This window comes from Mycobacterium sp. 236(2023), from assembly GCF_029623955.1.
GTDB lineage: Bacteria > Actinomycetota > Actinomycetes > Mycobacteriales > Mycobacteriaceae > Mycobacterium.
Genome location: NZ_JARSBP010000010.1, coordinates 180,745 through 204,606 on the forward strand (window position 1 = coordinate 180,745; position 23,862 = coordinate 204,606).

22 protein-coding genes are annotated in these 23,862 nt (G+C 67.2%); 5 read left to right on the top strand and 17 right to left on the bottom strand.

The features are described 5' to 3' along the window. The first annotated feature begins 11 nt into the window (after positions 1 to 11). On the top strand, positions 12 to 248 hold the full coding sequence (locus P9A17_RS30125; protein ID WP_278042449.1) for an RNA-binding S4 domain-containing protein: 237 nt from the start codon (positions 12 to 14) through the stop codon (positions 246 to 248). On the opposite strand, the gene ileS is transcribed toward P9A17_RS30125, so the two are convergent. Together ileS and P9A17_RS30135 are read right to left on the bottom strand one after the other, a co-directional pair. Next, entirely contained in the window at positions 238 to 3,369 is a 3,132-nt protein-coding gene (gene ileS / locus P9A17_RS30130) for an isoleucine--tRNA ligase (RefSeq protein ID WP_278042450.1), read from the bottom strand. The two genes, P9A17_RS30125 and ileS, sit on opposite strands and share 11 nt — an antisense overlap. A gap of 231 nt (positions 3,370 to 3,600) precedes the next feature. Beyond that, positions 3,601 to 4,209: a hypothetical protein gene (locus tag P9A17_RS30135; protein ID WP_278042451.1), complete on the bottom strand. Its 609-nt coding sequence runs from the start codon at positions 4,207 to 4,209 to the stop codon at positions 3,601 to 3,603. A gap of 136 nt (positions 4,210 to 4,345) precedes the next feature. Here P9A17_RS30135 and P9A17_RS30140 point away from each other — a divergent pair, with 136 nt between their 5' ends. Together P9A17_RS30140 and P9A17_RS30145 are read left to right on the top strand one after the other, a co-directional pair. After that, positions 4,346 to 4,720, top strand: coding sequence for an XRE family transcriptional regulator (locus P9A17_RS30140; RefSeq protein ID WP_278042494.1), 375 nt, complete (start codon positions 4,346 to 4,348; stop codon positions 4,718 to 4,720). 53 nt (positions 4,721 to 4,773) lie between these two features. Then, positions 4,774 to 5,508: a hypothetical protein gene (locus P9A17_RS30145; RefSeq protein ID WP_278042452.1), complete on the top strand. Its 735-nt coding sequence runs from the start codon at positions 4,774 to 4,776 to the stop codon at positions 5,506 to 5,508. 239 nt (positions 5,509 to 5,747) lie between these two features. Here P9A17_RS30145 and P9A17_RS30150 read toward each other — a convergent pair whose 3' ends face one another. From P9A17_RS30150 to mutA, 4 genes are all read right to left on the bottom strand, one after another. Beyond that, the gene (locus P9A17_RS30150; protein ID WP_278042453.1) at positions 5,748 to 7,001 is read right to left on the bottom strand and encodes a serine hydrolase domain-containing protein; all 1,254 of its coding nucleotides are present in this window, start codon (positions 6,999 to 7,001) and stop codon (positions 5,748 to 5,750) included. Between the two features lie 69 nt (positions 7,002 to 7,070). Next, the gene (meaB, locus tag P9A17_RS30155) at positions 7,071 to 8,042 is read right to left on the bottom strand and encodes a methylmalonyl Co-A mutase-associated GTPase MeaB (RefSeq protein WP_278042454.1); all 972 of its coding nucleotides are present in this window, start codon (positions 8,040 to 8,042) and stop codon (positions 7,071 to 7,073) included. Next, a complete protein-coding gene (gene scpA, locus P9A17_RS30160) occupies positions 8,029 to 10,281 on the bottom strand; it encodes a methylmalonyl-CoA mutase (RefSeq protein WP_278042455.1) in 2,253 nt (750 codons plus the stop codon). Before scpA ends, meaB begins: the two co-directional genes overlap by 14 nt. Before the next feature lies 1 nt (position 10,282). Then, positions 10,283 to 12,106 (bottom strand): methylmalonyl-CoA mutase small subunit, encoded by a 1,824-nt coding sequence (gene mutA, locus P9A17_RS30165; RefSeq protein WP_278042456.1) that lies wholly within the window; start codon positions 12,104 to 12,106, stop codon positions 10,283 to 10,285. A 99-nt stretch (positions 12,107 to 12,205) separates the two neighbouring features. On the opposite strand from mutA, the gene P9A17_RS30170 reads away from it, so the two are divergent. Then, positions 12,206 to 12,973 carry a TVP38/TMEM64 family protein gene (locus P9A17_RS30170; protein ID WP_278042457.1) on the top strand — a complete coding sequence of 256 codons (768 nt, stop codon included), beginning with the start codon at positions 12,206 to 12,208 and terminating at the stop codon, positions 12,971 to 12,973. On the opposite strand, the gene P9A17_RS30175 is transcribed toward P9A17_RS30170, so the two are convergent. The 3 genes from P9A17_RS30175 to P9A17_RS30185 are packed head-to-tail and all read right to left on the bottom strand — an operon-like array spanning position 12,892 to position 14,922. Next, positions 12,892 to 13,248 (bottom strand): DoxX family protein, encoded by a 357-nt coding sequence (locus tag P9A17_RS30175; RefSeq protein WP_278042458.1) that lies wholly within the window; start codon positions 13,246 to 13,248, stop codon positions 12,892 to 12,894. The genes P9A17_RS30170 and P9A17_RS30175 overlap by 82 nt on opposite strands. Beyond that, positions 13,245 to 14,456, bottom strand: a complete 1,212-nt coding sequence (locus tag P9A17_RS30180; RefSeq protein WP_278042459.1) for an SPFH domain-containing protein — start codon at positions 14,454 to 14,456, stop codon at positions 13,245 to 13,247. The genes P9A17_RS30175 and P9A17_RS30180 overlap by 4 nt, the downstream gene beginning before the upstream one ends. A 31-nt stretch (positions 14,457 to 14,487) precedes the next feature. Continuing rightward, the gene (locus tag P9A17_RS30185) at positions 14,488 to 14,922 is read right to left on the bottom strand and encodes an NfeD family protein (protein WP_278042460.1); all 435 of its coding nucleotides are present in this window, start codon (positions 14,920 to 14,922) and stop codon (positions 14,488 to 14,490) included. Between the two features lie 59 nt (positions 14,923 to 14,981). On the opposite strand from P9A17_RS30185, the gene P9A17_RS30190 reads away from it, so the two are divergent. Beyond that, entirely contained in the window at positions 14,982 to 15,851 is an 870-nt protein-coding gene (locus P9A17_RS30190; RefSeq protein ID WP_278042461.1) for a hypothetical protein, read from the top strand. On the opposite strand, the gene P9A17_RS30195 is transcribed toward P9A17_RS30190, so the two are convergent. The 8 genes from P9A17_RS30195 to ripA form a co-directional block, all read right to left on the bottom strand. Beyond that, complete coding sequence (locus P9A17_RS30195; protein ID WP_278042463.1) at positions 15,848 to 16,870, bottom strand: ferrochelatase; 1,023 nt, start codon at positions 16,868 to 16,870, stop codon at positions 15,848 to 15,850. The genes P9A17_RS30190 and P9A17_RS30195 overlap by 4 nt on opposite strands. Before the next feature lie 14 nt (positions 16,871 to 16,884). Beyond that, entirely contained in the window at positions 16,885 to 17,694 is an 810-nt protein-coding gene (inhA, locus tag P9A17_RS30200; protein ID WP_278042495.1) for an NADH-dependent enoyl-ACP reductase InhA, read from the bottom strand. Between the two features lie 19 nt (positions 17,695 to 17,713). Continuing rightward, positions 17,714 to 18,436: a 3-oxoacyl-ACP reductase FabG1 gene (gene fabG1 / locus P9A17_RS30205; RefSeq protein WP_278042464.1), complete on the bottom strand. Its 723-nt coding sequence runs from the start codon at positions 18,434 to 18,436 to the stop codon at positions 17,714 to 17,716. Between the two features lie 47 nt (positions 18,437 to 18,483). After that, on the bottom strand, positions 18,484 to 19,491 hold the full coding sequence (locus P9A17_RS30210) for a VWA domain-containing protein (protein ID WP_278042465.1): 1,008 nt from the start codon (positions 19,489 to 19,491) through the stop codon (positions 18,484 to 18,486). A 27-nt stretch (positions 19,492 to 19,518) separates the two neighbouring features. After that, positions 19,519 to 20,424: a DUF58 domain-containing protein gene (locus tag P9A17_RS30215; protein ID WP_278042496.1), complete on the bottom strand. Its 906-nt coding sequence runs from the start codon at positions 20,422 to 20,424 to the stop codon at positions 19,519 to 19,521. A gap of 40 nt (positions 20,425 to 20,464) precedes the next feature. After that, positions 20,465 to 21,616: a MoxR family ATPase gene (locus P9A17_RS30220; RefSeq protein WP_278042466.1), complete on the bottom strand. Its 1,152-nt coding sequence runs from the start codon at positions 21,614 to 21,616 to the stop codon at positions 20,465 to 20,467. A gap of 135 nt (positions 21,617 to 21,751) precedes the next feature. Beyond that, positions 21,752 to 22,432, bottom strand: a complete 681-nt coding sequence (gene ripB, locus P9A17_RS30225) for an NlpC/P60 family peptidoglycan endopeptidase RipB (protein ID WP_278042497.1) — start codon at positions 22,430 to 22,432, stop codon at positions 21,752 to 21,754. Continuing rightward, positions 22,432 to 23,853: an NlpC/P60 family peptidoglycan endopeptidase RipA gene (ripA, locus tag P9A17_RS30230; protein WP_278042467.1), complete on the bottom strand. Its 1,422-nt coding sequence runs from the start codon at positions 23,851 to 23,853 to the stop codon at positions 22,432 to 22,434. The genes ripB and ripA overlap by 1 nt, the downstream gene beginning before the upstream one ends. Between the last annotated feature and the right edge of the window lie 9 nt (positions 23,854 to 23,862).

Consider the following 23,862-nt stretch of genomic DNA (forward strand, 5'->3'; position numbering starts at 1 on the left):
AGCGTGGCCCCGTGGCACACCCGAGCGCCGAGCCTTCCGATGTCCCGATCCGTGACGAATCGATCCGGCTCGGTCAGTTCCTGAAGCTCGCGAACCTCATCGATTCGGGCGCGGACGCCAAGTCCGTGATCGCCGACGGGCAGGTCAGCGTCAACGGCGAGGTCGAGCTGCGGCGCGGCAGGCAGCTGCGCGCCGGCGACGTCGTCGAGCTCTCGGGACGTAGCGCCCGGGTGTCCGTCACACCTTGACGATCGAGACCCGCACGCCGTCGCCGATCTCGGCACCGTCGGCGGGCTCGCCGAACTCGAAGCTCGTCGCGAGGATCTCGCCGGCGATCAGGTCGCGATGGGTCTGCGCCCACGCCTGCTGATCGGCAGGGACCGAGATGACCACCGAGATGCGGTCGGAGACGTCGAGCCCCGTCGACTTGCGGAGCTCCTGAAGCTCGCGGATCCGGTCCTTGGCCCAGCCCTCGGCTTCCAGCTCGGGAGTGACGGTGCCGTCCAGGACCACCAGGCCCGCGCCGTCAGGCAGGGCCGCGGTGAACTCCGGATCGGCGGCCACCAGCCGCGAGCTGTACTCCTCGGGAAGAAGGACCGCAGGCCCGGCCGCAAGAGTGCCGTCGTCGTTGACGACCGCCTCACCCGCCTTGACGGCCTTGATCGCGGCTTGCACATCCTTGCCGATCCGCGGCCCTGCGACGCGGGCGTTGACGGTCAGCTCGAAGCGGCCGTGCGCGGCGATGTCGTCGGTGAGCTCGACCGTCTTGACGTTGAGCTCGTCGGCGATCAGATCCCGGTAGGGCTCCAGGCGTGCCGGGTCGTGAACGGCCACCGTCAATGTCAACAGGGGCAGTCGCACCCGCAGCTTCTTCGCCTTGCGCAGCGACGACCCGGTCGAGGCGACTTCGCGCACCAGGTCCATGTCGGCGACCAGCGCAGGATCGGCGGGCACGACACCGTCGGCGGGCCAGTCGGTCAGGTGCACCGACCGCTCCCCCGTGACGCCCTGCCAGATCACCTCGGTGATCAACGGCAGCAGCGGGGCCGCCAGCCGGGCCGTCACCTCGAGCACGGTGTGCAGCGTGTCGATCGCGTCGGCATCCTCTTCCCAGAACCGGGACCGCGACCGCCGCACATACCAGTTCGTCAGGGCCTCGGTGAACTGCCGCAGCTGATCGCAGGCCTGCGAGATGTCGCAGACGTCCAGCGAGGCCGTCAGGTCGTCGCGAAGCACCGCGAGCTTGGCCAGGATGTAGCGGTCGAGGACGTTCGCCGAATCGGTGCGCCACGTGCCCTTCTTCGGCGCGTACAGCGCGAGGAACGTGTAGGCGTTCCACAGCGGAAGCAGCACCTGACGCACGCCCTCACGGATGCCCTGCTCGGTGACCACCAGGTTGCCGCCGCGCAGGATCGGCGAGGCCATCAGGAACCAGCGCATCGCGTCGGAACCGTCGCGATCGAACACCTCGGACACGTCCGGGTAGTTGCGCAGCGACTTGCTCATCTTCTGGCCGTCGTTGCCGAGCACGATGCCGTGCGAGACACACGTACGGAACGCGGGCCGGTCGAACAGCGCGGTCGCCAGGACGTGCAGCGTGTAGAACCATCCGCGGGTCTGGCCGATGTACTCGACGATGAAGTCACCCGGGAAATGGGTGTCGAACCAGTCTTCGTTCTCGAACGGATAGTGCACCTGGCCGTACGGCATCGACCCGGAGTCGAACCACACGTCGAGGACGTCCTCGATGCGGCGCATCGTGGACTTGCCGGTCGGATCGTCGGGGTTGGGCCGGGTCAGCTCGTCGATGAAGGGCCGGTGCAGGTTGTCCGGCCGCACTCCAAAATCACGCTGGAGCTCATCCAAGCTGCCGTAGACATCGACCCGGGGATAGGCGGGATCGTCGGACTTCCACACCGGGATCGGACTGCCCCAGTATCGGTTGCGCGAGATCGACCAGTCGCGGGCGCCTTGCAGCCACTTGCCGAACTGTCCGTCTTTGACGTGTTCGGGGTACCAGGTGATCTCCTGGTTCAGCTCGACCATCCGGTCGCGGAACTGGCTCACCTTGATGAACCACGACGACACAGCCCGGTAGATCAACGGGTTCCGGCACCGCCAGCAGTGCGGGTAGGAGTGCTCGTAGGTGTCGTGGCGGAGCAGCACCGCACCGTTGGCCGCGGCGGCGCCGGTGCCGTTCTTGAGGTCGCGGATGATCTGCGGGTTCGCATCGAACACGTGCTGGCCGGCGTAGTCGGGCACGGTCGAGTCGAAGCGGCCCTTCGAATCGACCGGGGTGACCGCGACGATGTCAGCCGTGTCGGCCGTCGCCTTGTCGTCCTCGCCGTATGCGGGCGCCATGTGCACCAGCCCGGTGCCGTCGTCGGTGCTGACGAACTCGGCGCCGAGTACCTGGAACGAGTTGACCGCATCCGGGAAGAACGGGAACGGCGGGCGATAGTGCGTACCGAGGAGCTGCTCGCCGAGGTAGGTGGCGACGGCGACGGGCTCCTCGCCGAACTCGCGCGCGTACGCGGCCAGCCGGGCTTCGGCGAGCACGAACCGGTGCCCGTCAGGGCCCTCGACGACCACGTAGCTGACCGCTGGGTTGACGGCGACAGCCTGGTTGGACGGAAGGGTCCAGGGCGTGGTGGTCCAGATCAGCAGGTAGGCACCGGCGGCCGGGCCGTCTATCGCCTCGAACCCGACGGTCAGCGCCGGGTCCTGCCGGTTCTGGTAGACGTCGTCGTCCATGCGCAGCTCGTGGCTGGACAGCGGGGTCTCGTCGTTCCAGCAGTACGGCAGCACCCGGTTGCCCTCGTAGGCGAGGCCCTTGTCCCACAGCTGTTTGAACACCCAGATCACCGACTCCATGAAGCCGATGTCGAGGGTCTTGTAGTCGTTGTCGAAGTCGACCCACCGCGCCTGACGGGTGACGTAGTCGCGCCACTCGCCGGTGTACTTCAGGACGGATGCGCGGCAGGCGTCGTTGAACTTCGCGATGCCCATCTCTTCGATCTGGGCTTTGTCGGTGATGCCGAGCTGGCGCTGCACCTCAAGTTCAGCGGGCAGGCCATGGGTGTCCCAGCCGAAGCGACGTTCCACCTTGTATCCGCGCATCGTCCGATAGCGGGGCACGATGTCCTTGACGTAGCCCGTCAGAAGGTGGCCGTAGTGCGGAAGGCCGTTGGCGAAGGGCGGTCCGTCGTAGAAGACATACTCCGGCGCTCCGTCGCGCTGCGCGATGCTGGCGCGGAAGGTGTCGTCGCTGTCCCAGAACTTGAGCACCTCGGTTTCCAGCGCCGGGAACTTCGGCGCACCGGAAGTGGGCTTGGGATATGCGCTCACGTCGTAGGTCTCCTGTGCCATACAGAATCAAGGCACGGGGACGAACGTCGCGCTGGTGCGCGAGCGCCGCGGTACCACCCCGCTTGCACACGCGAACGTGCGCCACTCAAAAGTCAGGGCGATGACGGGCCCACCCGTCCGGTTCTACTGGGCGTGAGTCGACAGACTCACAGCTGTTCTTCCGAAGACTCCCCGGTGATGGCCGGATCAACGCCGATGGACCAGTTTAGCGGCGACGTGCGCCGCGGGAAATCACAGGGGCGCAGCGGCGTCCGAGGTGATGTCGATGACCGCGAGCGGAAACTGGTCGGCCATCTCTTCGACGGAGTAGGCGTCGAAGCGCGCCGCGTCGTACCACCAGTCGATCTGCAGCAGACCGTCCACGCGCTGCACGCGAAGCTCGAGGGCGCGGCCGGCCGGCTCGTCGACCAGTCCTGCGACGGCCACATTCAGCAGCAGGTCCGCCTGTGCGCTGGCGCGTCCGGGGGCTCCGGCCAGTGCACTGTGTGCTCCCTGCAGCATTTCCGTCGGGCCCATCGGCTGAGCGTCCGAGCAGATCAGAGTCACGGGGTGACTCAGCCAGCGATGACCACCGGTGACGTCGACCGTCACGGTGCCCTCGCCACGGGTCCGGCCCAGGGTGCGGCCCAGTGCAGCGAGGAGGATCTCCTCGATCTGCACACCGAGCCACTCTGCCGCCGAGTCGAGTTCCTCGGTCAGTTCGCTCGAAGGAGAGGTACTGAACTTCTCTAGTTGAGCGGGCAGTGCGTCGATCGTGGGGTGATCGAACACATCCAGGGTTTCCGGTGCGGAGTAGACGGGCCGTTGTTTGACCTCGTCTGCGATGTATGGAGCGACCATGCGACTTACCGTACAGCGAATGTCCCAAATTTGGGAGAGGGGTCCCAAAATCGTGACGACGTTGTCAATTAAGAACGTGTTATCTATTTGCCGGGAGGGGCTGCCCAAAGCTGGGATCAGGCGTTATGGTGTTGTGATGCCCCGTACGGATGAGAACGGCAGACAGCTGAAAGCCCTGCTCGACTACCTCCTCGACGGAGAGATCGATGCCAAGGACATTTTTGACGCGCTCGGCATTTCAAGCAGCACCTATTACCGGCGGATCAAAGAAGCCGACTATCCCAATGCCGAAGAGCTTCGCCTCGTGGCCGACCGGTTCACACTTAGCTACCCGGATCTTCAGATTCAGTTCGGCCTGATGAGTCGGCAAGAGGTTTGGCAGTACATCGAAGCGGTCGGACCGGCCCCCCTTGCGGTCGCAACACTGCCTGACACCAGCGTAAATACTGTGGCGAAGCAGCGGACGAAGCTGTCGGACCTGACACCGCGACTGGATGCGCCTCCCCTTTAGCGGCATTAGCCCTTACAATTTGCTGAACCCGTTCCGCCCGAAAGCGACCCCCCATGGCCCTGGCATCTCTGATCGCGATCACGCTCATGTGCATCGCGTGGAGCCTGTGGATTCGCCGCGTGACGTGGTCGTGCCGCTGGGAGGTGGCCGCGACCCTCAATATCGCCCTCCAGGGCGCCGCAGTTCTGCTGATGTCACCCCTGGCGTCGGAGACGATCGGCCCGTGGCTGTATTCGCTGACAGGTAAGTGGAACCTCGAGGATTACCTCGGACACGATTGCTACATCGTCGCCGCGTCGGCAGTTGTCTACAACGCCCTCGGACGGCTCGAACAGGACAACGCTCTCCAGCAACGCTTCCGGCAGCATGTCGAGTTGCCTGCGACGGTCTGTATTCCGGTGCTGCTCGCCGCGTTCTGGCTCGGCAACGGCGCCTCGATCTACCGGCCCGACTTCTTCGACGTGCCGACCGATCTGTGGCTCAACCTATATTGGCTGCTGCTCTGCGGCATCTTGATCTACCTGCTCGTCTACTGCGGGCGCGCCTTGATGATCCTGCGCACCGACCCGCGCTCGCGCCCGATCGCGAACACCTACCTTTTCGCCTGTGGCATGGGCATCCTTGCCTGCGTCGTCCGGATCATCACCGCGTTCGTGCCGCAGTTCCAGACCGTCCAGGGCACCACATTGGTCTGGATTTTCGCGTGCGCCTGCGGCGCCGGCTTCGCTCTGACATCCGCACACTCGTGGCGGATCAAGACGAAGTGGTTCTCGCGCGCCAATCAGTAGTTCCGGCTAGTCGCAGCACCAGCGCGCCCTTCACTTCCGGCCGGCTCGCGGCCACGTGGGCGAATGTGGCACCGTGCGCCAGCAACTGTGGGACCGCGTCCCGCAGAATCCCGGGACCGCCAACGCCGACGAAGCGGTGCGGCGCGACCCGGCATCCTGATTTGCCAGAATCTCACCGCGCGTCTCGCGGTTCACGACCCACTCCGCAGTGCTCGTTGCATCAGCAACGAAAAGCGGATCTAGACCGCCGTCGCGGTGACGTCGGCGAACGGCGCACCGTAGTCCCGCACCCGGTGATAGCCGTTCTTACGGGCCAGGGAGGCGCCACGACGGATCAGCGCTGCGGTCGCGACGAAACCGGCCTGATCGCTGACGACGAGCGGCGTCAGCAGCCGGTTGTGCACGAAACCGAACGACAGTCCGGTCTGCGGATCCGCCCAGCCGAGGGAGCCGCCGAGACCGACGTGCCCGAAACCGGGCAGCAGACCGGGGATCGGCAACCCGTGATAACCGAGGTGGAAGGACAGCGGCATGACCATGCTGTGGTCGAGGCGCAGACTCCGGCGGCCGGTGAGCGCGGCCGTCGTCTCGCTGGACAGGTACTGCACGCCGTCGATGCGGCCGCCGTTGGCGATCGCGCCGTACATGCGCGCCAGGGCTCGCGCGGTGGCCACGCCATTGGCTGCCGGTATCTCGCTGTCGAGCAGCGGAATATCGCCCTGCACAAAGGATTTGACGCCGGGGAAGTACATGGCACCGAAGGCCGCGGAGAACGGCAGCGCCGCGATGTGCGGGGCGACGAGGTTGAAGACAGGATTCTGCAGTCGCGTCTGCGGCCCGATGATGCGAGCGGGCTGCGTCGGCGCCTGGGCCGGCGGCCGGCCGAGGTGGATACCGTCGGTGTTCAGCGGCGCGGCGACCTCGGTGCGGATCAGCTCGCGCATGCCGACGCCGGTGACCGAGCGGGCCAAGCCGGACAGCAGCCACCCGAACGTGAACGCGTGGTAGGCCGGTTTGCCGTGCAGCCAGCTCATAGGGGCCGCGGCGAGCCGCTCCTCCATGACGAGGTGATTCATCAGGTCGGCTCTCGCGACGCCGTTGAGCTGTGACAGCCCGGCCCGGTGTCGCATCAGATCACGCACCGTGATCTGCGACTTGCCGTTGGCGCCGAACTCGCGCCAGTACTCGGCGACCGGGGCGTCGTAGTCGATCAGCCCGCGATCGGCCAGCCGATGGATGACCGTGGCGGCCACACCCTTTGTCGCCGAGAACACCATCGGCGCCGTGTCCGCCGTCCAGCGCCGCTTGCCTCTACGGTCTGCCCATCCGGTCCAGACGTCGACGACGGGCTCGCCGTCGAGGTACACCGACAGCGCGCCACCGCCGAACCGTCGGTGCGGGAACATCTGGGCGAAGGCACGCACCGCACACGCGAAGTTGGGATCGGCAGCGCCCTCGACGCTGCGCGGAAGGTCACCGTTGACGCCCGTCACAAGATGAATTTACCCCGTGGCGCGGCAAACTATGAGGGTGTTATCGATTCGTTAATCGATCGGCTCGGCCTACGGCTCGACAGCGTCCAGAATCTGCTGCGCAGCAAGCGCCGGGGTGAGCTCGCCTTCGCGAACCTGGCGCTCCACGTCGGCGCGGATGGCGCGCACCCCGGGGCTTGAGAGCACGCGATCCAGCACCGTGTCGCGGACCATCGACCAGGTCCATTCCACCTGCTGAGTGCGCCTTCTCGCTTCGAACTCACCGGCCTCGGTGAGCGCTCCACGGTGCTTGAGGACGGTGCCCCACAACTCCCCCAGACCGTCGCCGGTGAGTGCACTCATCGTGAGAACCGGTGGGCGCCAAGTTGTTTCGCGCGGATAAATCAGCCGAATCGCCCCTGCGAGTTCGCGGGCGGCGGCCTTGGCCTCGATCGCGTGCTCGCCATCGGCCTTGTTGACCACGACGATGTCGGCCAACTCCAGGACGCCCTTCTTGATCCCCTGCAGTTGGTCGCCCGTGCGGGCCAGGGTCAGGAACACGAAGGTGTCCACCATGTTGGCAACCGTCACCTCGGACTGTCCCACCCCGACGGTCTCCACCAGGACAACGTCGTATCCGGCGGCCTCCAGCAACACGATGGTCTCGCGCGTCGCCCTGGCCACCCCGCCGAGCGTCCCCGAGGTCGGCGACGGCCGGATGTAGGCGTCGGGATGCACCGCGAGCTTGGCCATCCGCGTCTTGTCGCCGAGGATCGACCCGCCGGTGCGGGTGGAGGACGGGTCCACCGCGAGCACGGCCACCCTGTGCCCCTGCTCGATCAGGTGGATGCCGAGCGCCTCGATGGTTGTCGACTTGCCGACGCCGGGGACTCCGGTGATGCCGACGTGCATCGCCGAGCCGGCTTCGGGCATGAGCTCGAGCAGCAGCTCCTGGGCCTTCTGCCGGTGGTCGGCACGGGTTGACTCGACGAGTGTGATCGCCCTCGCCAGGGCCGAGCGGTCACCGTTGCGGATCGCCTCGGCTAGGTCAGGCGAGGTCATATCCCAGGCGTTCGGCGAGCTTGTTCAGCAGTCCGATCGCGGCATCGGCGATCACAGTGCCCGGCGGGAAGATCGCCGTCGCCCCGGCCTCGTAGAGCTCGTCGAAGTCGCCGGGCGGGATGACGCCGCCGACGACGACCATGATGTCCGGCCTGCCGACCTCTGCCAGCGCGTCGCGCAGCGCGGGCACCAGCGTCAGGTGCCCGGCGGCCAGCGACGACACCCCGACCACGTGCACGTCGTTGTCGGCGGCTTGACGCGCGACCTCGTCGGGTGTCGAGAACAGCGAGCCGACGTCGACGTCGAAGCCGATGTCGGCGAACGCCGTCGCGATGACCTTCTGCCCGCGGTCGTGGCCGTCCTGGCCCATCTTCGCGACCAGGATCCGCGGCCGGCGGCCGTCGGCCTCGGCGAACTTCTCGACGAGTTCGGTTGCGCTGCTGACGTTGCTGGCCATGCCCACCTCGTCTCGGTACACGCCGGCGATGGTCCGGATCTCGGCCTGATGGCGGCCGTACACCTTCTCCAGGGCGTCGGAGATCTCTCCGACGGTGGCTTTCGCGCGGGCGGCGTTGATCGCCAGCGCCATCAGGTTGTTTCCCAGGCCGTCCTCGCCGGCAGCCTCGTGAACGCCTGCTGCCCTGGTCAATTCGGCCAGCGCCGCCTGTGTCGCGTCTTCGTCACGCTCGGCGCGCAGCCGCTCGAGTTTCGCCAGCTGTTCGGCGCGCACCCGGCTGTTCTCGACCTTGAGGACCTCGATCTCCTGATCCTCGTCCACCTGGTACTTGTTGACGCCGATGAGCGCCTGGACGCCGGAGTCGATGCGGGCCTGGGTGCGCGCGGCGGCTTCCTCGATGCGCAGCTTCGGGATGCCGGCGTCGATTGCGGCGGCCATGCCACCGTGCTCGGCGACCTCGGCGATGTGCGCGCGGGCTTTCTCCGCGAGTTGGTGGGTCAACCATTCCACGTAATAGGAACCGCCCCACGGGTCGATCGGCCGCGTGGTGCCGGACTCCTGCTGCAGCAGCAGCTGGGTGTTGCGGGCGATGCGCGCCGAGAAATCGGTCGGCAGCGCCAGCGCCTCGTCGAGGGCGTTGGTGTGCAGCGACTGGGTGTGGCCCTGGGTGGCGGCCATCGCCTCCACGCAGGTGCGCGCCACGTTGTTGAAGACGTCCTGGGCGGTCAGCGACCAACCGGAAGTCTGCGAATGTGTGCGCAGGGACAGCGATTTGGAACTTTTCGGGTCGAACTGTGCGACGAGCTCGCTCCACAGCAAACGGCCGGCGCGCAGCTTGGCCACCTCCATGAAGAAGTTCATGCCGATGCCCCAGAAGAACGACAACCGAGGCGCGAACTTGTCGATGTCCAGGCCGGCGTCCAGGCCCGCCTTGATGTATTCGACGCCGTCGGCCAGCGTGTAGCCGAGCTCCAGATCGGCCGTGGCTCCAGCTTCCTGGATGTGGTAGCCCGAGATCGAAATGCTGTTGAACTTGGGCATTTTCGCGCTGGTGTAGCCGAAGATGTCGGAGATGATCCGCATCGACGGCTTCGGAGGATAGATGTAGGTGTTGCGGACCATGAACTCTTTGAGGATGTCGTTCTGGATGGTCCCGGCGAGCTTGTCCGGCGCCACGCCCTGCTCCTCGGCGGCCACCACGTAGAGCGCGAGGATCGGCAGCACGGCCCCGTTCATCGTCATCGACACCGACACCGACGACAGGTCGATGCCGTCGAACAGCTGCCGCATGTCCAGGATCGAGTCGATTGCCACACCTGCCATGCCGACGTCCCCCGCGACGCGGGGGTGGTCGGAGTCGTAGCCGCGGTGGGTCGCGAGGTCGAAGGCGACCGACAGACCCTTCTGACCCGCCGCCAGGTTGCGACGATAGAAGGCGTTGGATTCCGCGGCCGTGGAGAAGCCGGCGTACTGGCGGATGGTCCACGGCTGGTTCACGTACATCGTCGGGTACGGGCCGCGCACGAACGGCGGCTCGCCGGGCAGGCTGTCGAGCGGGTATCCGGCGTCGGCGACGCCTGCGCGGTCGGCGGCGATGTAGACAGGCTTGACGTCGATGCCTTCGGGCGTGGCCCAGTCGAGTTGTTCGGGCGTGTACCCGTGCGCGGCGGCGGCCGCGGCGACCTGTTCGGTGACGTCGGCAGAAGTCGGCGCCACGGGCGCGACATCACCCGTGAGTGGAACGTCGGCGAAGCTGTCGATGACAGGCTTTGTCGCAGTCATGTCATGCCCCCAATCGGGTCAGCAGGTCTGACAAGGTGGCCACCGCATCGATCTTCGCGGTGACATACCCGTCGGGCTTGGATTGCGCGTCGGCCACGGCCTTTTCGGGCCCCGCCAGCAGGACGTACTTCACTCCGGCGGCCTTGGCGGCCTCGACCGCAGCCGAGGCCTCGTCGGCGTAGCGCTTGTCGGTGCCGCAGATCACCGCGATGTCGGACGTACCCGCTTCGGTGACGGCCTCGATACCCCCGGAGGCCAGCAGGTTCGACGCGAACGTGGTGCGGATGTTGTGCTCGGCGAGCGGGCCCAGCGGCAGCAGCAGCACGGCAGGCCGGGCACCGGTCTTGGCCAGGAACGCGTCCGACCGGTCGCGCAGCGCTTCGAAATCTGCCGCGTAGCGCTTCACGCTCGGCAGCGGATTGCCCTGCGGCAGGGGAACTTCGGAGAGGTTGGGGTATTCGTTGACGCCGGTGAGCGCGGTACGCCGATGGGCGATGTCAGCGGCGCGGCGCTCCGCGACCTCTGCGATCTGGGCCGCGATGTGCTCGCGGGCGGCTTCGAAGCCGCCTTGCGCTTCGATCTGCTGGAAGTGCGCCCACGCCTGCTCAGCGAGTTCACGCGTGAGGTCCTCGACGAACCATGACCCGCCCGCCGGATCGAAGACCCGGCCGATGTGGGACTCCTCGAGCAGCAGCAGCTGCGTGTTGCGCGCGATGCGTCGCGCGAAACTGCGTGCGGTGCCGGGGAATCCGCCGTCGATCGCGACATCGAAGGGGTGGACAGCCACGATGTCGGCGCCACCGACACCCGCGGCAAAGGCCGCGACCGTGGTGCGCAGCATGTTCACCCACGGATCGCGCTGAGTCATCATCGGCAGCGACGTCGTCGCGATCACGGTCGCCGCGCCGGCATCCGGCTCCCCCACCACGTCGGCGACGCGCGCCCAGAGCTGGCGTGCGGCACGCAGTTTCGCGATCGACTGGAACTGGTCGTCGTCGGCCGCGAATCGGAAACTGATCTGGCCCAGCGCTGCTGACGTGCTCAGGCCGGCGTCGACCAGATGCCGCAGGTACGCCACACCGGCAGCGATGGAGGCCCCCAGTTCCCACGACGCATTCGCCCCGAGGTTGTGGAACGTCGGGCCGTCGACGGTGATCGTGCGGACGTGCCCGTCGAAGCCGAGCACCTGACCCGCCCGTCCGACGACTTCGTCAAGGCATGGCGCCGCGCGGCCGGCGAGCGGCGCGCTGAGCGGGTCTGCACCCAGGTCCACCGACAGGCGAGACCGCTGATCGTCGTCGAGGCCGGCCAGCAGAGCGACGAGCGCATCGACGGTGCCGCCGAACGTGGCGCCGTCCCCCTCGACCACGATGGGAACGAGATCCAGATAGACACCCTCGAGCAGTTGCCCCAGGTCAGCGGGCGAAATCGCGTCTCCGACGCGCAACACCAAGGCGCTGATGCCCTCGGTGAGGCCGACCAGGATCGACCCGTTGGCCTCGGCCGCCGGCACTCCGTCGGCCGGATAGACGTCGGCGACCTTCCAGCCCGACTTCACGTCGCGCAGCGCGTCCCCGCCCCGCACGAACGGCCAGCTGCCGGGCAACGCGGGCTCGGTGAGTTCGTCGCGGCTCGTATACAGCGGCCGGATCGGGAAGCCGTCGTAGGTGGGCGAGTCGAGCAGATGCTCAGGCTCGGCGCCGAGTTCGGCCGGCTCTTTCTTCGTGGACTTCGCCAGAACACCCGCCACGGCGGAGCGCCATCGGTCCAGATCGGGGTCGACTACACCTGCGGCAGCGCCGGCGCTGGGATTCTGCACAGCCATCAGGCTAAATGATGCCGCTCACATCAGCGTGCGCCGGTGTGCAGATTCCACACACTGTCGACATCGCCGGTTTGCTCGCGGCCCGTACTCTTGGTAACCGTGAATTCCGTAGTCAGCACGCTTCGTAGCGTTCACGCTGCGGTCGTCACGACGCTGAAGACGGTTCCGCGGACCCGCCTGGCGGCTGCTTTGACGGCGATTGTGATTCTTGTCGCAATTGCGCTGCTCGTACCCCTGCCGACAGCGCTGCAGCTGCGTGACTGGGCCACCTCGGCAGGCCCCTGGTTTCCGCTGGCGTTTTTCGTCGCACACGTGGTCATGACGGTGTTCCCCTTCCCGCGCACCGCGTTCACGCTGGCCGCGGGCCTGCTGTTCGGCCCGGTCCTCGGGATTCCCATCGCCGTCGCTGCCAGCACGATCAGCGCCGTCATCGCCCTGGTTCTGGTCCGGACCGCGGGCTGGCAGGTCGGCAAGCTTGTCAGCCATCCCCGCGTCGACGCGGTCGACAGAAGACTCCGGGAACGGGGCTGGCCCGTGGTTCTGGCCACCCGGCTGATTCCCGCCGTGCCGTTCTCGGTGCTGAACTACGCCGCCGGCGCGTCCTCGATACGAGTCATTCCGTATACGTTGGCCACCTTTTTCGGTGTGCTGCCTGGGACAGCGGCGATCGTGATCCTCGGCGACGCACTGACCGGCAGGCTCAGCCCGACGCTTGTTCTGGTGTCGCTGTGCACAGCCGCCATCGGACTGGCCGGTCTCGCATACGAGATCAGGTCCCACCGGCGTCAGGAGCCGTCGGGCCCCTTCACGGTCAATGCGCCGAACAGCGCGAGGAACGACGACGCCGCAACGAGCCCGGGGCTGTAGTCCTTGGCCCGGACGTGGGAACCGACGGCGAGCACGAAGTAGATCGTCAGCATGAACGTCGTCAGCCGGGCCAGCGCCGGGAAGCGGAACACCGATAGCAACCCGACGGCGCTCGCGGCCTTGACCCACGGGATCAGCGGCCTCAACTCCGGGGCGAGACCGACGTCGTCGAACGCCTTCTTGATCGGCGGGATCTGCTTGGCACACGCCACAGCGTCGCCGGCCTGCATCGCCGCCAGGGCGGCGTAGGTACGGCGAGATGTCAGGGCGCTCATTCGGTCTGCCCGTGGCGCGGCGCGGACTGCTGCTGGTAGTCGCCGGGCGGCTGCGCCTGCTGCGACAGCGGCGGGTACTGCGGCGGCGGGTCGATGACCCCGGCCACCGGCTTGCGGGCCTCGGCTTCGGCTTTCGCGACGGCCTGGGCGATCTCGGGATCGGTCTCGGTGTTGAACCAGTCGGCGACTTCGTCGGAATCGTCTTCTGGCCGGGCCGGGCTCTCGTCCACCGGTGACGGGGTGTACCGGAACACGCCGTCCTCGCCGGGGGCGCCCAGCATCTTGGTGAATCCCTGTAGCGCCGAACCGAAGTCGCTGGGCACGAGCCACACCTTGTTGGCCTCGCCCTTGGCCATCTGCGGCAGTGTCTGCAGGTACTGGTAGGCCAGCATCTCCGGGGTCGGCCTGCCGTTCTTGATGGCGGCGAAGGTCTTCTCGATGGCTTTGGCCTGACCCTGGGCCTGCAGGTAGGCCGCGGCGCGCTCACCCTGGGCGCGCAACATGCGGGACTGCCGGTCGGCCTCGGCGGCGAGGATCGCGGCCTGCTTGGCGCCTTCGGCGGCCAGGATCTGAGCCTGCTTCTGACCTTCGGCCTGCTTGATCGACGCCTCGCGGTTGCCTTCCGCGGTCAGGATCATGGCGCGCTTCTCGCGGTCGGCGCGCATCTGCTTTTCCATCGAGTCCTGGATCGACGGGGGCGGGTCGATGCTGCGCAGCTCGACGCGGGCGACGCGAAGACCCCACCGGCCGGTGGCCTCGTCGAGCACGCCGCGCAGCTGGCCGTTGATCGAATCGCGCGAGGTGAGCGTCTGCTCCAGCGTCATGCCGCCGACGACGTTGCGCAGCGTGGTGGTGGTCAGCTGCTCGACGCCGACGATGTAGTTGCTGATCTGGTAGACCGCGGCCTGCGGGTTGGTGACCTGGAAGTAGACGACGGTGTCGATGTTGACCGTCAGGTTGTCCTCGGTGATCACGGGCTGCGGAGGGAACGAGACGACGCGCTCACGCAGGTCGACGCGCGCCCGGATCTTGTCGACGAACGGCAGCAGAAGCGTCAGCTGCCCCGACACCGTCTTGCTGTACCGGCCGAGGCGCTCGATGACCGCGGCCTCCGCCTGCGGAATCAGCGCCACCGACTTCGCGACGACGATCGCGGCGAAGATCACCAACACCGCGAGCAGCACCAAACCTGCAATCGCACCGTCCACTACGGGCCCCCTTTAGCTAGACAACCTCGGACTACACAACTTTGGCGACCACCGCCGTGGCTCCGTCGATGTGCACGACGGTCACATGGTCGCCGGGTTCGAAGACATCGTTCTCGTTGTAGGGCCTCGCCGTCCAGACTTCCCCGTCAAGTTTGACCTGGCCCTCGTGCACGGCGACCCGGTCCAGAACCAGTGCGCTCTTGCCTTCGAGCGCCTGCACGGGCTCGGGAAGTCCTTTGCCGGACACCATCCGGCGGCGCAGCGCCGGGCGCACCCCGACCAGAAGCAGCACGGATACGACGAGGAACACGACGCCGTCGGCCCAGATCGGCCAGTCCAGCAGGAAGCTCGACCCCGCGGCGGCCAGAGCGCCACCACTGAGCATGAGCAGGAAGAGATCACCGGTCAGCGCCTCGGCGCCCGCGAGCGCCAAAGCTGCGATCAGCCAGATCAATGCGACAGGCATGACGCCAGCGTATCGCGCAACCGACTGTATGAGCCGGTAACAACTACACTGCAGCCATCATGTGGTGCCCGAGTGTTTCGCTATCGGTGTGGACCAATGCCTGGTTGGCAGGCGCCGCCGCGCCTGACGATGTCCTGGACGCGTTATCTCAATGGACGCCAAGGCATTCAGTGACCGCCTACGATTCGGCCGCGGCCGAACGCACCGGTCTGTCGTGGCCGGATCTCGACGACGCAGCGTCGGTGTCGTTGCTGCAGACGGTGCGCACCGCGTCTGCACAGGCGGTATCGCAACCCGCGATCTCGCTCGCCCTGCCGGTTCCCGGCGATGTGCGGGGGCTGCCGCCGGGTACGCAATTCGGCCGGGACGCCGTCGCGGCAGGCGAGGCGGTCGTGGTGGCCGGGGTGAACGGCGCCATCGGCCTCGTGCCCGACTTCGAGTACCAGGACAGCTATCCCGACACTTTCGATCCCGACGACGAGTTCGAATACGACGCAGAGCTCACCGGACTGTCGTGGACGGTGTATTCGTTCTCCTCCGCGCCACCGGCCGGTCACTTCGATCTCGGTGAAGCCGAATACGAGCTGCGCGACGCGGTGCGTTCGGCGGCGGACGCGCTCGGTGCGCTGCGTGCCGGTTCGCACGGCGGCGACGTCGGCGATCCCCGCAGACTCGTCGAGCAGGTCCTCGATTCCACGCGGGCACACCGCATTCCCGACCACGCCCCGACCCGAGCCGTCCGGGTTCTGGAGAACGCCGCGCACGTCGATGCGATCATCACGGTCAGCTCCGGGCTGATCCCGATCGGATTGCAGAGTTCCTCGGAGTTCCAGCTGGCCAGCGACGCGCTGCGCCCGTTGACGTCGGTCGTGCGGTCAGCTCGGTTGGCGGCGGTCGATGCGATCCTGCACTCCGCCTGGCAGAACTAGGCGCCGCAGGCGGGCGTGCACAGCGCCCCGTTGACGCTGCTGCCGTAGCCCGGCACATCGCCGGATCCACTGGCCCGCAACGGTGGACGGCCCAGGGTCACCTCGTCGATGAGGTCGACGACCAGTTGGGCGAATCGTGGTTGCGCGTTGGGGGTGGACGCCCGCGCGAAGGCGATCCCGGCCTCCGCGGCCTGTTCGGCGATCTCGTTGTCCAGATCCCAGACGACCTCGATGTGATCGGCCACAAAACCCACCGGGCACACGATCACCGCCTTGACGCCGCCTTTGGTCAGCACGTCGAGGTGGTCGCCGACGTCGGGTTCGAGCCATGGCACCTGGGGCGGGCCCGAGCGCGACTGCCAGACCTGGTCGTATTCGCGATATCCGGCTGCCGCCGCCACCAGGCCGGCCGTGTAGCCGACCTGACGCTCGTAAAGGTCTGGCCCACAACGGGATGCGGCACGCAGCGGGATGGAGTGCGCGGTGAACACCAGCCGTGCCTCGTCCCGCAGATCCTCGGGCAGGGTGGCCGCCGCGTCCCTGATTGCGTCGGCGAACATCGCGATGAGCAGCGGATGGTCGAAATACTGCCGCAGCTTGACGAGTTCGGGTGCGTCCGGACCAGCGGACCCGCGGCCGCGGGCGATATCCTCCTGGTACTGGGTGCACCCGGAGTATCCGCCCCAGGCTGAGGTCGTGAACACCGCGGCACGACGAATGCCGTTGTCTCGCATCTGCGCAACGGTGTCTTCGATGTACGGCTCCCAGTTGCGGTTGCCGAAGTAGACGGGCAGCTCGACGCCGCGTCGAGCCAGCTCCGCCTCGATCGATGCGATCAGCTCCCGATTGATGCCGTTGATCGGCGACACCCCGCCGAAGTGCAGATAGTGCTCGGCCACGGATTCCAGGCGTTCCCTGGGGATTCCACGGCCTCTGGTGACGTTCTCCAGGAACGGCATGACCTGCTCGGGGCCTTCGGGGCCGCCGAACGACAACAGCAGCAGGGCATCAAAAGACATAAAAGCTCATATCGTCACAGCAGCTGGGTGCTCGCTCCGCCGTCGGCGTACACGATGGTGCCGGTGGTGGCAGGCAGCCAGTCGGACAGCAGCGCGCACACCGTCTTCGCCACGGGGGTCGGGTCTTTCATGTTCCAGCCGATGGGCGCGCGCTGATCCCAACCTTCTTCGAGCAGCTTCATCTGGGCGCCGGCTTCGTCACCGAGCGCGCCACCGACGATGGCGCTCATCGCCAGGGTCCGGATGGGCCCTGCGGCAACCAGATTGGACCGCACCCCGACCTTGCCGGCTTCGCGCGCGACGAATCGGTTCACGGACTCGAGCGCGCTCTTGGCGACGGTCATCCAGTTGTAGGCAGGCATGGCCCGCGTCGGGTCGAAGTCCATGCCGACGATGCCACCACCCGGATTCATGATGGGCAGAACGGCTTTGGCCAGCGACGCGTACGAGTACGCGGAGATGTGGATGCCCTTGGCGACGTCCTCGTAGGGGGCGTCGAAGAACGGGTTGATGCCCATCCCGGTCTGCGGCATGAAGCCGATCGAGTGCACGACGCCGTCGAGTTTGTTGCCTTCGCCGATGACCTCGGCGATGCGGTCGGCGAGGGTGTCGAGGTGCTTGTCGTCCTGCACGTCGAGTTCGAGCAGCGGCGGCTTGGACGGCAGCCGGTCGAGAATCCGCTCGATCAGCCGCAGCCGGTTGAAGCCGGTGCAAATCACCTCGGCGCCGGCCTCCTGGGCGACCTTGGCGATGTAGAACGCGATCGAGCTGTCGGTGATGATCCCCGTGACGAGGATCCGCTTGCCTTCCAGAATTCCTGTCATTGCTTCTGTCATGCCCTTTCTAGTGGCCCATGCCCATGCCGCCGTCGACCGGGATGACCGCGCCGGCGATATAACCTGCGTCCTCGGACGCCAGGAAGCTGACCGCCCCGGCGACGTCCTCGGCGGTCCCGACCCGCTTGGCGGGAATGAATTGCAGTGCGCCCTCCTGGATCCGCTCGTCCAGGGCGCGGGTCATCTCGGTGTCGATGTAGCCCGGGGCGACGACGTTGGCGGTGACGCCGGCCTTGGAGAGCTCGCGGGAGATCGAGCGCGCCATACCGATCAGGCCCGCCTTGGCGGCGGCGTAATTGGCCTGGTTGCCGATGCCCCACATGCCCGAGACGGAGCCGATGAAGATGATCCGGCCGAACCGCGCACGCTGCATACCGCGGCACGCGCGCTGCGCGACGCGGAACGCACCGGTGAGGTTGGCGTTGATGACCTCTTCGAAGCGCTCCTCGGTCATCCGCATCAGGAACGCGTCTTTGGAGATCCCGGCGTTGGAGACCAGCACCTCGACGGGCCCCTGATGCTCCTCGACCTCTTTGAAGGCGCGGTCGACGGCGGCATTATCGGTGACGTCGCATTCGACGCCGAACACGCCCTCGGGCGCGCCGGATCCACGATGGGTGACGGCGACCTTGTGGCCGTCGGCAGCAAGTCGCTGCGCGATGGCCAGACCGATGCCCCTGTTGCCGCCGGTGACGAGCACCGATCGGGAGACGAAAGCGGGAGAAGTCATGCCCGTCAACTTAGTCGGTGGGCTCCATTCTTAAGAAATCGCCTTACTTAATTGGGCAGGCGGCGGTTGATCAGCAGCGCGCCGAGCGCTGCTGCGGCCAGGACGACAGCTCCCAGGCGCAACCAGCCCACGCTGGCATCACCCTTGATCGTTTCGTACCCGATCTGCTCCTGCAGATTGGTGAACACCTGCTTGAGCTGTTCGAGGCTGGACGCGGTGAACGCGTCGCCGCCGGACAGGTCGGCGATCTTCTTGAGCATCTCGTCGTCCACCGGAACCGGCTGGCGCTGGTCGTTGATCTCGACGTACCCGTACGGTGTGCCGAACGACACCGTGGAGATCGGGACTCCTTGATCCTTGGCGGTGCGCGCCGCGGTGTAGGCGCCCTTCGGGTTGTCCGGATTCGACGGCACGGTCTCCTTGCCGTCGGACATCAGCACGATGCGTGCCGGCGGCGGTTCGTCGCCGCCGCCGATGACGGCGCCGACCGTCGCGACGGCCTGCAGCGCGGTGAAGATGCCTTCGCCGGTGGCGGTGCGGTCCGCCAGCTGCAGCTTGTCGATCGCCGTTTTCGTCGACTCTCGGTTCGTCGTCGGCGAGACCAGCACGGTCGCGGTGCCCGCGTAGGCGATCAGGCCCAGGTTGATGCCGGGCGTCAGCTGATCGGCGAACTGTTTGGCCGCCTCCTGGGCGGCAACCAGGCGGTTGGGGGCGACGTCGGTCGCGCGCATCGACTGCGAGACGTCGATGACGAGCATGACGACCGCCCGGTTGCGAGGGATGCGCACGTCGTGGGTCGGGCCGGCCATCGCGATGGTGAACGACACCAGCGACAGCAGCATCAGCACCGCAGGGAGATGACGTAACCGACTGGGCCGCTTCGGCGCGACGCTCTCCAGCAGCTCCATGTTCGCAAAGCGCAGCATCCGTTGCTGCCGGGCCAGCTGCACGATGACGTAGAGAGCGACGAGCGCGATGACGACGAGGAAGAAGAGGAAGAACCAGGGGTGTTCGAAACCCGAGAGCGACATGGGTCCGAGCAACGGTAAAGTCATGCGTTACTTGCCATTTCGTTGTCTTGTCTAGCGGGCCAGGGCGCCGCGGCGTCTGCTCGCCACGAACCGCACGACGTCGGCGATCCAGTCGCGATCGGTCCGCAAGGTCAGCAGCGGGGCATCACAGCGCCGCAGCGTCCGGGCCACGTCGGCACGGTGTGCGGCGGCGGCCTTCTCGAAGTCGGTGCGCAACTTGTCGTCGATCTTGAACTCGCGGGTGCGACCGGTCTCGGTGTCCTGCAGGACCACGTCACCGACAACGGGAAGCTCGACGTCGCGCGGGTCGATGATCTCGATGCCGAGGACCTCGTGCCTGCCCGCGATGGCGCGCAGCGGGCGCATCCAGTTGATGGGCCCGAGAAAGTCGCTGATGATCACCGCCATGCCGCGGCGCCGTTCGGGCCGTCGCAGCGAATCGATGGCGAGAGCCAGATCGCCGCGGAAACCCGGGGACGCCTTGGGCATCGTGGCGATGGTACGCAGCAGCTCCTGCTCGTGCATCCGTCCTGACAGCGCGGGCACCCGGCGCACGGTCTCACCGTTGGCGATGATCGCGCCGATCCGGTTTCCGCCGCCGCTGTTGAGGAACGCGATCGACGCGGCCGCAGCCACGGCGAGGTCGCGCTTCTCGCAGCCTGTGGTGCCGAAGTCCAGGCTGGCCGACACGTCGACCACCAGCCAGGTTTCCAGCTCGCGGTCGGCGATCATCTGCCGTACGTGCGGATGCGTGGTGCGGGCGGTCACCGACCAGTCCATCCGGCGCACGTCGTCGCCGGGTTGGTAGGCCCTCGACTCCCCCGGCTCGGATCCCGGACCGGGAAGCAGCCCGAGGTGGTCGCCGTGGAGCACTCCGTCGAGCTTGCGGCGCACTGTCAGCTCGAGTTTGCGCAGTGCCGCCGTCAGCGCGGGGTCGCGAATCTCCCCCCGCTTCATGGACGGGAGGTCGACAGCGCGGCTTGTCCGTGCCACCAGGTCAGCGACCGCTCGCCGCTGCCGCGGCGGCCGGCACTACGGGCGGAACCGAATGTCCTTGCTGCGGAATCGCATTCACCTGCGGCAGCGCGACCGTCTGCATGATGCGGTTGATCACCGTCTCGGCGGAGATCTCGTCGGCCAGTGCGTCGTAGGTCAACACGAGGCGGTGCCGCAGCACGTCGGGGATGATCTCGACGACGTCCTGCGGGATCACGTAGTCGCGACCACGCACGAGCGCCAGGGCGCGCGACGCGGCGATGATGCCCAGCGAGGCACGCGGGGACGCACCGTAGGCGATCCACGCTTTCGCGTCGGGCATGCCGAACTTCTCAGGCTCGCGCGTCGCGGTCACGATGCGCACCACGTAGTCGACGAGCGCGTGATGGACGAAGTTGTTGGCGGCCACGTCTTGCAGGCGCAGCAGATCGCCGGTGTTGAGGATGCCCTTCGGCTCCGGCGGCTTGACGCCCATCCGGTAGATGATCTCGCGCTCTTCTTCCGGCGAGGGGTAGTCGACGTTGAGCTTGAACAGGAAGCGGTCGCGCTGGGCTTCCGGCAGCTGGTAGACGCCTTCCTGCTCGATCGGGTTCTGCGTCGCCATCACGAGGAACGGGCTGGGCAGCGGGAACGTCTTACCGCCGATGGAGATCTTGCGCTCGGCCATGACCTCGAGAAGTGCCGACTGCACCTTGGCGGGCGCGCGGTTGATTTCGTCGGCGAGCAGGAAGTTGACCACGACGGGGCCGAGCTCGATGTCGAACTCTTCCTTGCCCTGCCGGTAGATACGGGTACCGACGATGTCGGTGGGCACCAGGTCGGGAGTGAACTGGATGCGCGCGAAGGTGCCGCCGACGACTTTGGCGAAGGTCTCGACCGCCAGCGTCTTGGCGACGCCGGGGACGCCTTCAAGAAGTACGTGTCCCTTGGCGAGCAGGCCGACCAGCATCCGCTCGACGAGCTGATCCTGGCCGACGATGATGCGCTTGACCTCGAAGATCGCCCGTTCGAGCGTGTGCACCTCGTTCTGCAGTCCACCGTTGGACTGGGCGGATCCCGTAGGCGCGGCATGGGCTCCAGCGGAGTAGCCCGGAGCGGGGGCCTGTCCGGGATATCCTCCAGCGCCCTGCGGCGGTCCACTCGGTGAGGTCATCAAAAAGTTCCTTCCACAGGCGCCGTACTTGCTGGTCCATCGCGGTGCGGGCCGGTTGAGACCGCGCACCCGCAGTCAACTATTCCAGGCGCTTCGGGATCCGTCGACGTCGCCCGGTCTGCCCTCAGGCCACACTCAGGATTCGATGATGCGCTGCACGGTCGGCTGCAGGCCCGCCATGCGGACCTTGCTGACGACGACTTTGTCGGCGGTGCCGCCGGATTCGAGCATCTGCCCGTTGCCGAGGTAGATCGCAACGTGCTGGCTGCCACCGGGGCCCCAGAACAGGAGGTCGCCGCGCTTGGCCTGCTGGATGGGGACCCGGCGTCCGGTGTTGAACTGGTCTCCCGAGTACTTCGGGATCAGCACGCCGACGCCGGCGAACGAGTACTGGGTGAAGCCGGAGCAGTCGAACCCGACGATGTTGGCGCCGCGTTCCACGCCGGTGCTGGGACCGCTGGGCTTCCCGCCGCCCCACGAGTACGGGGTGCCGAGCCGTGCGGCGCCGCGCTTGATGACGTACTCGACGGCGGCGGGACCACGCACGGATCCCGGAGCGACGCTGGGCGCGTCGGGCGGCACAAGACCGAGGCTCTGCAGGAACTTGCGGCCCATGCCCATCGTGGCCTGCGTGGCCTGCGCGGTCACGGCGAGCGACGCGTTCGCGATCGCGAGGGGGTCACCGGGAGCGCCTGCGCTGGGCCGCATCGGCAGCAGCGGGTCCCACAGGCTCGGCTGCGCGGACGCGGGAGCTGCCGTCCCCGCCAGGAGAGCGACCGCAGTCGCCAGGGCAAAGATGAAGCGACGCAGGATCATCACCACTCGATCATTCGGGTCACGTACGGGGTCATGCCGCTGGTGCGCACCGGCGAGATCTTGACGACCGAGCCCGTGTACGGGGCTTCCAGCATCTGCCCGTTGCCCAGGTACATGGCGACGTGCTGGCTGGCGTTGGGGCCGTAGAAGATCATGTCGCCGCGGCGCATCTCCGACGAAGGCACTTTGCGGCCGGCGTTGTACTGCGAGCCCGAGTAGTGGTCGAGCTTGATGCCGACGCCGGCGAACATGTAGAGCATCAGGCCGGAGCAATCGAAGCCGACAGTGCCTGCGCCGGAGTCGATTCCGCGGCTCGGACCGGCGGCGTTGCCGCCGCCCCACGAGTACGGCACACCCATCTGGGCCATGCCGCGCTTGATGACGAACTCGGTGGCCTGCGGGCCGGCGACGGCCGGGATCGCGCCGTTGGTGATCCCGGAGTCCGGCGGGATCAACCCGAGAGCCTGCATGAATTTGCGGCCCAGGTTCTGGGTGATCTCGAACGAGGTCGTGATGATCTTGATGACCGCGTTGATGATCTGGATGGGGTCGCCGCTGACGAAGGCGCTCGGGATCTGCGGCAGCGTCATGTCCCACGCCGTCTCGCGGTTGCCCGTGGAGGGGTCGACGTCCCAGTCGGCTCCCCCGTCAGCTTTGGCACCGGCCGGGGAGGTCGCGGCCCCGGCCGGCGCCGCTGCTGGTCTGGGGCGCGACGGGCCTGCCGACGGAGCGGCCAGCGTGCGGGCCTCTTCGAGCTTGGCCTGGGCGTCGGCGCGCTCGGCGGCCAGACGGTCGAGTTCGACCTGCTGGGTCTTGAAGGTCTGCTGCGCGTTGGTCAGCGCGGACACGGCGTCCTGCTGGCTGGCCTCGGCCGCCACGACGGCGTCGTCGGCCTTCTTTTTGGCCAGTCGCGCCGCAGATTCCTTGTTGATCTGTTCGGTACGGGCCCGCTGCAGGTCGCTGATCACCTTTTGCGAGCTGAGCGACAGGGTCTGTCCCGCGGCCGCGGTGTGCAGGATGTCCGCGGGGTCCTGGGCGGTCAGATACGAGCTCGACGGGCCGCTGACATACATCGCCGCGGCGAAGTCGTCGAAGCGGTCCTGCGCCGACTCGATGGCGATGTTGGCGTCGTTGACGCGCTGCGCGCTGGCGTCGACCTCGACCTGGGCTGCGGCCGCGTTGTCGCGGGCGGTGGCCACGTCGAGGATCGCCTTGTTGACGCTCTCCTGCTGCATCTGGATCTCGGCCCCGAGATCCTGCAGCTTCTGATTGACGTTCGCGACGTCGGTCACCAGTCGGGCGATCGTGTCGGTCTTGGCGGGCTGCGCGGCTGCGAGCCCAGGGGTGGTCATCACCATGCCGAACGCCAGGGACGCGGCGCAGAGCCGCGAGGCGGATCCGCCTCCGGGGGTGCGTCTCATTGGACTCAT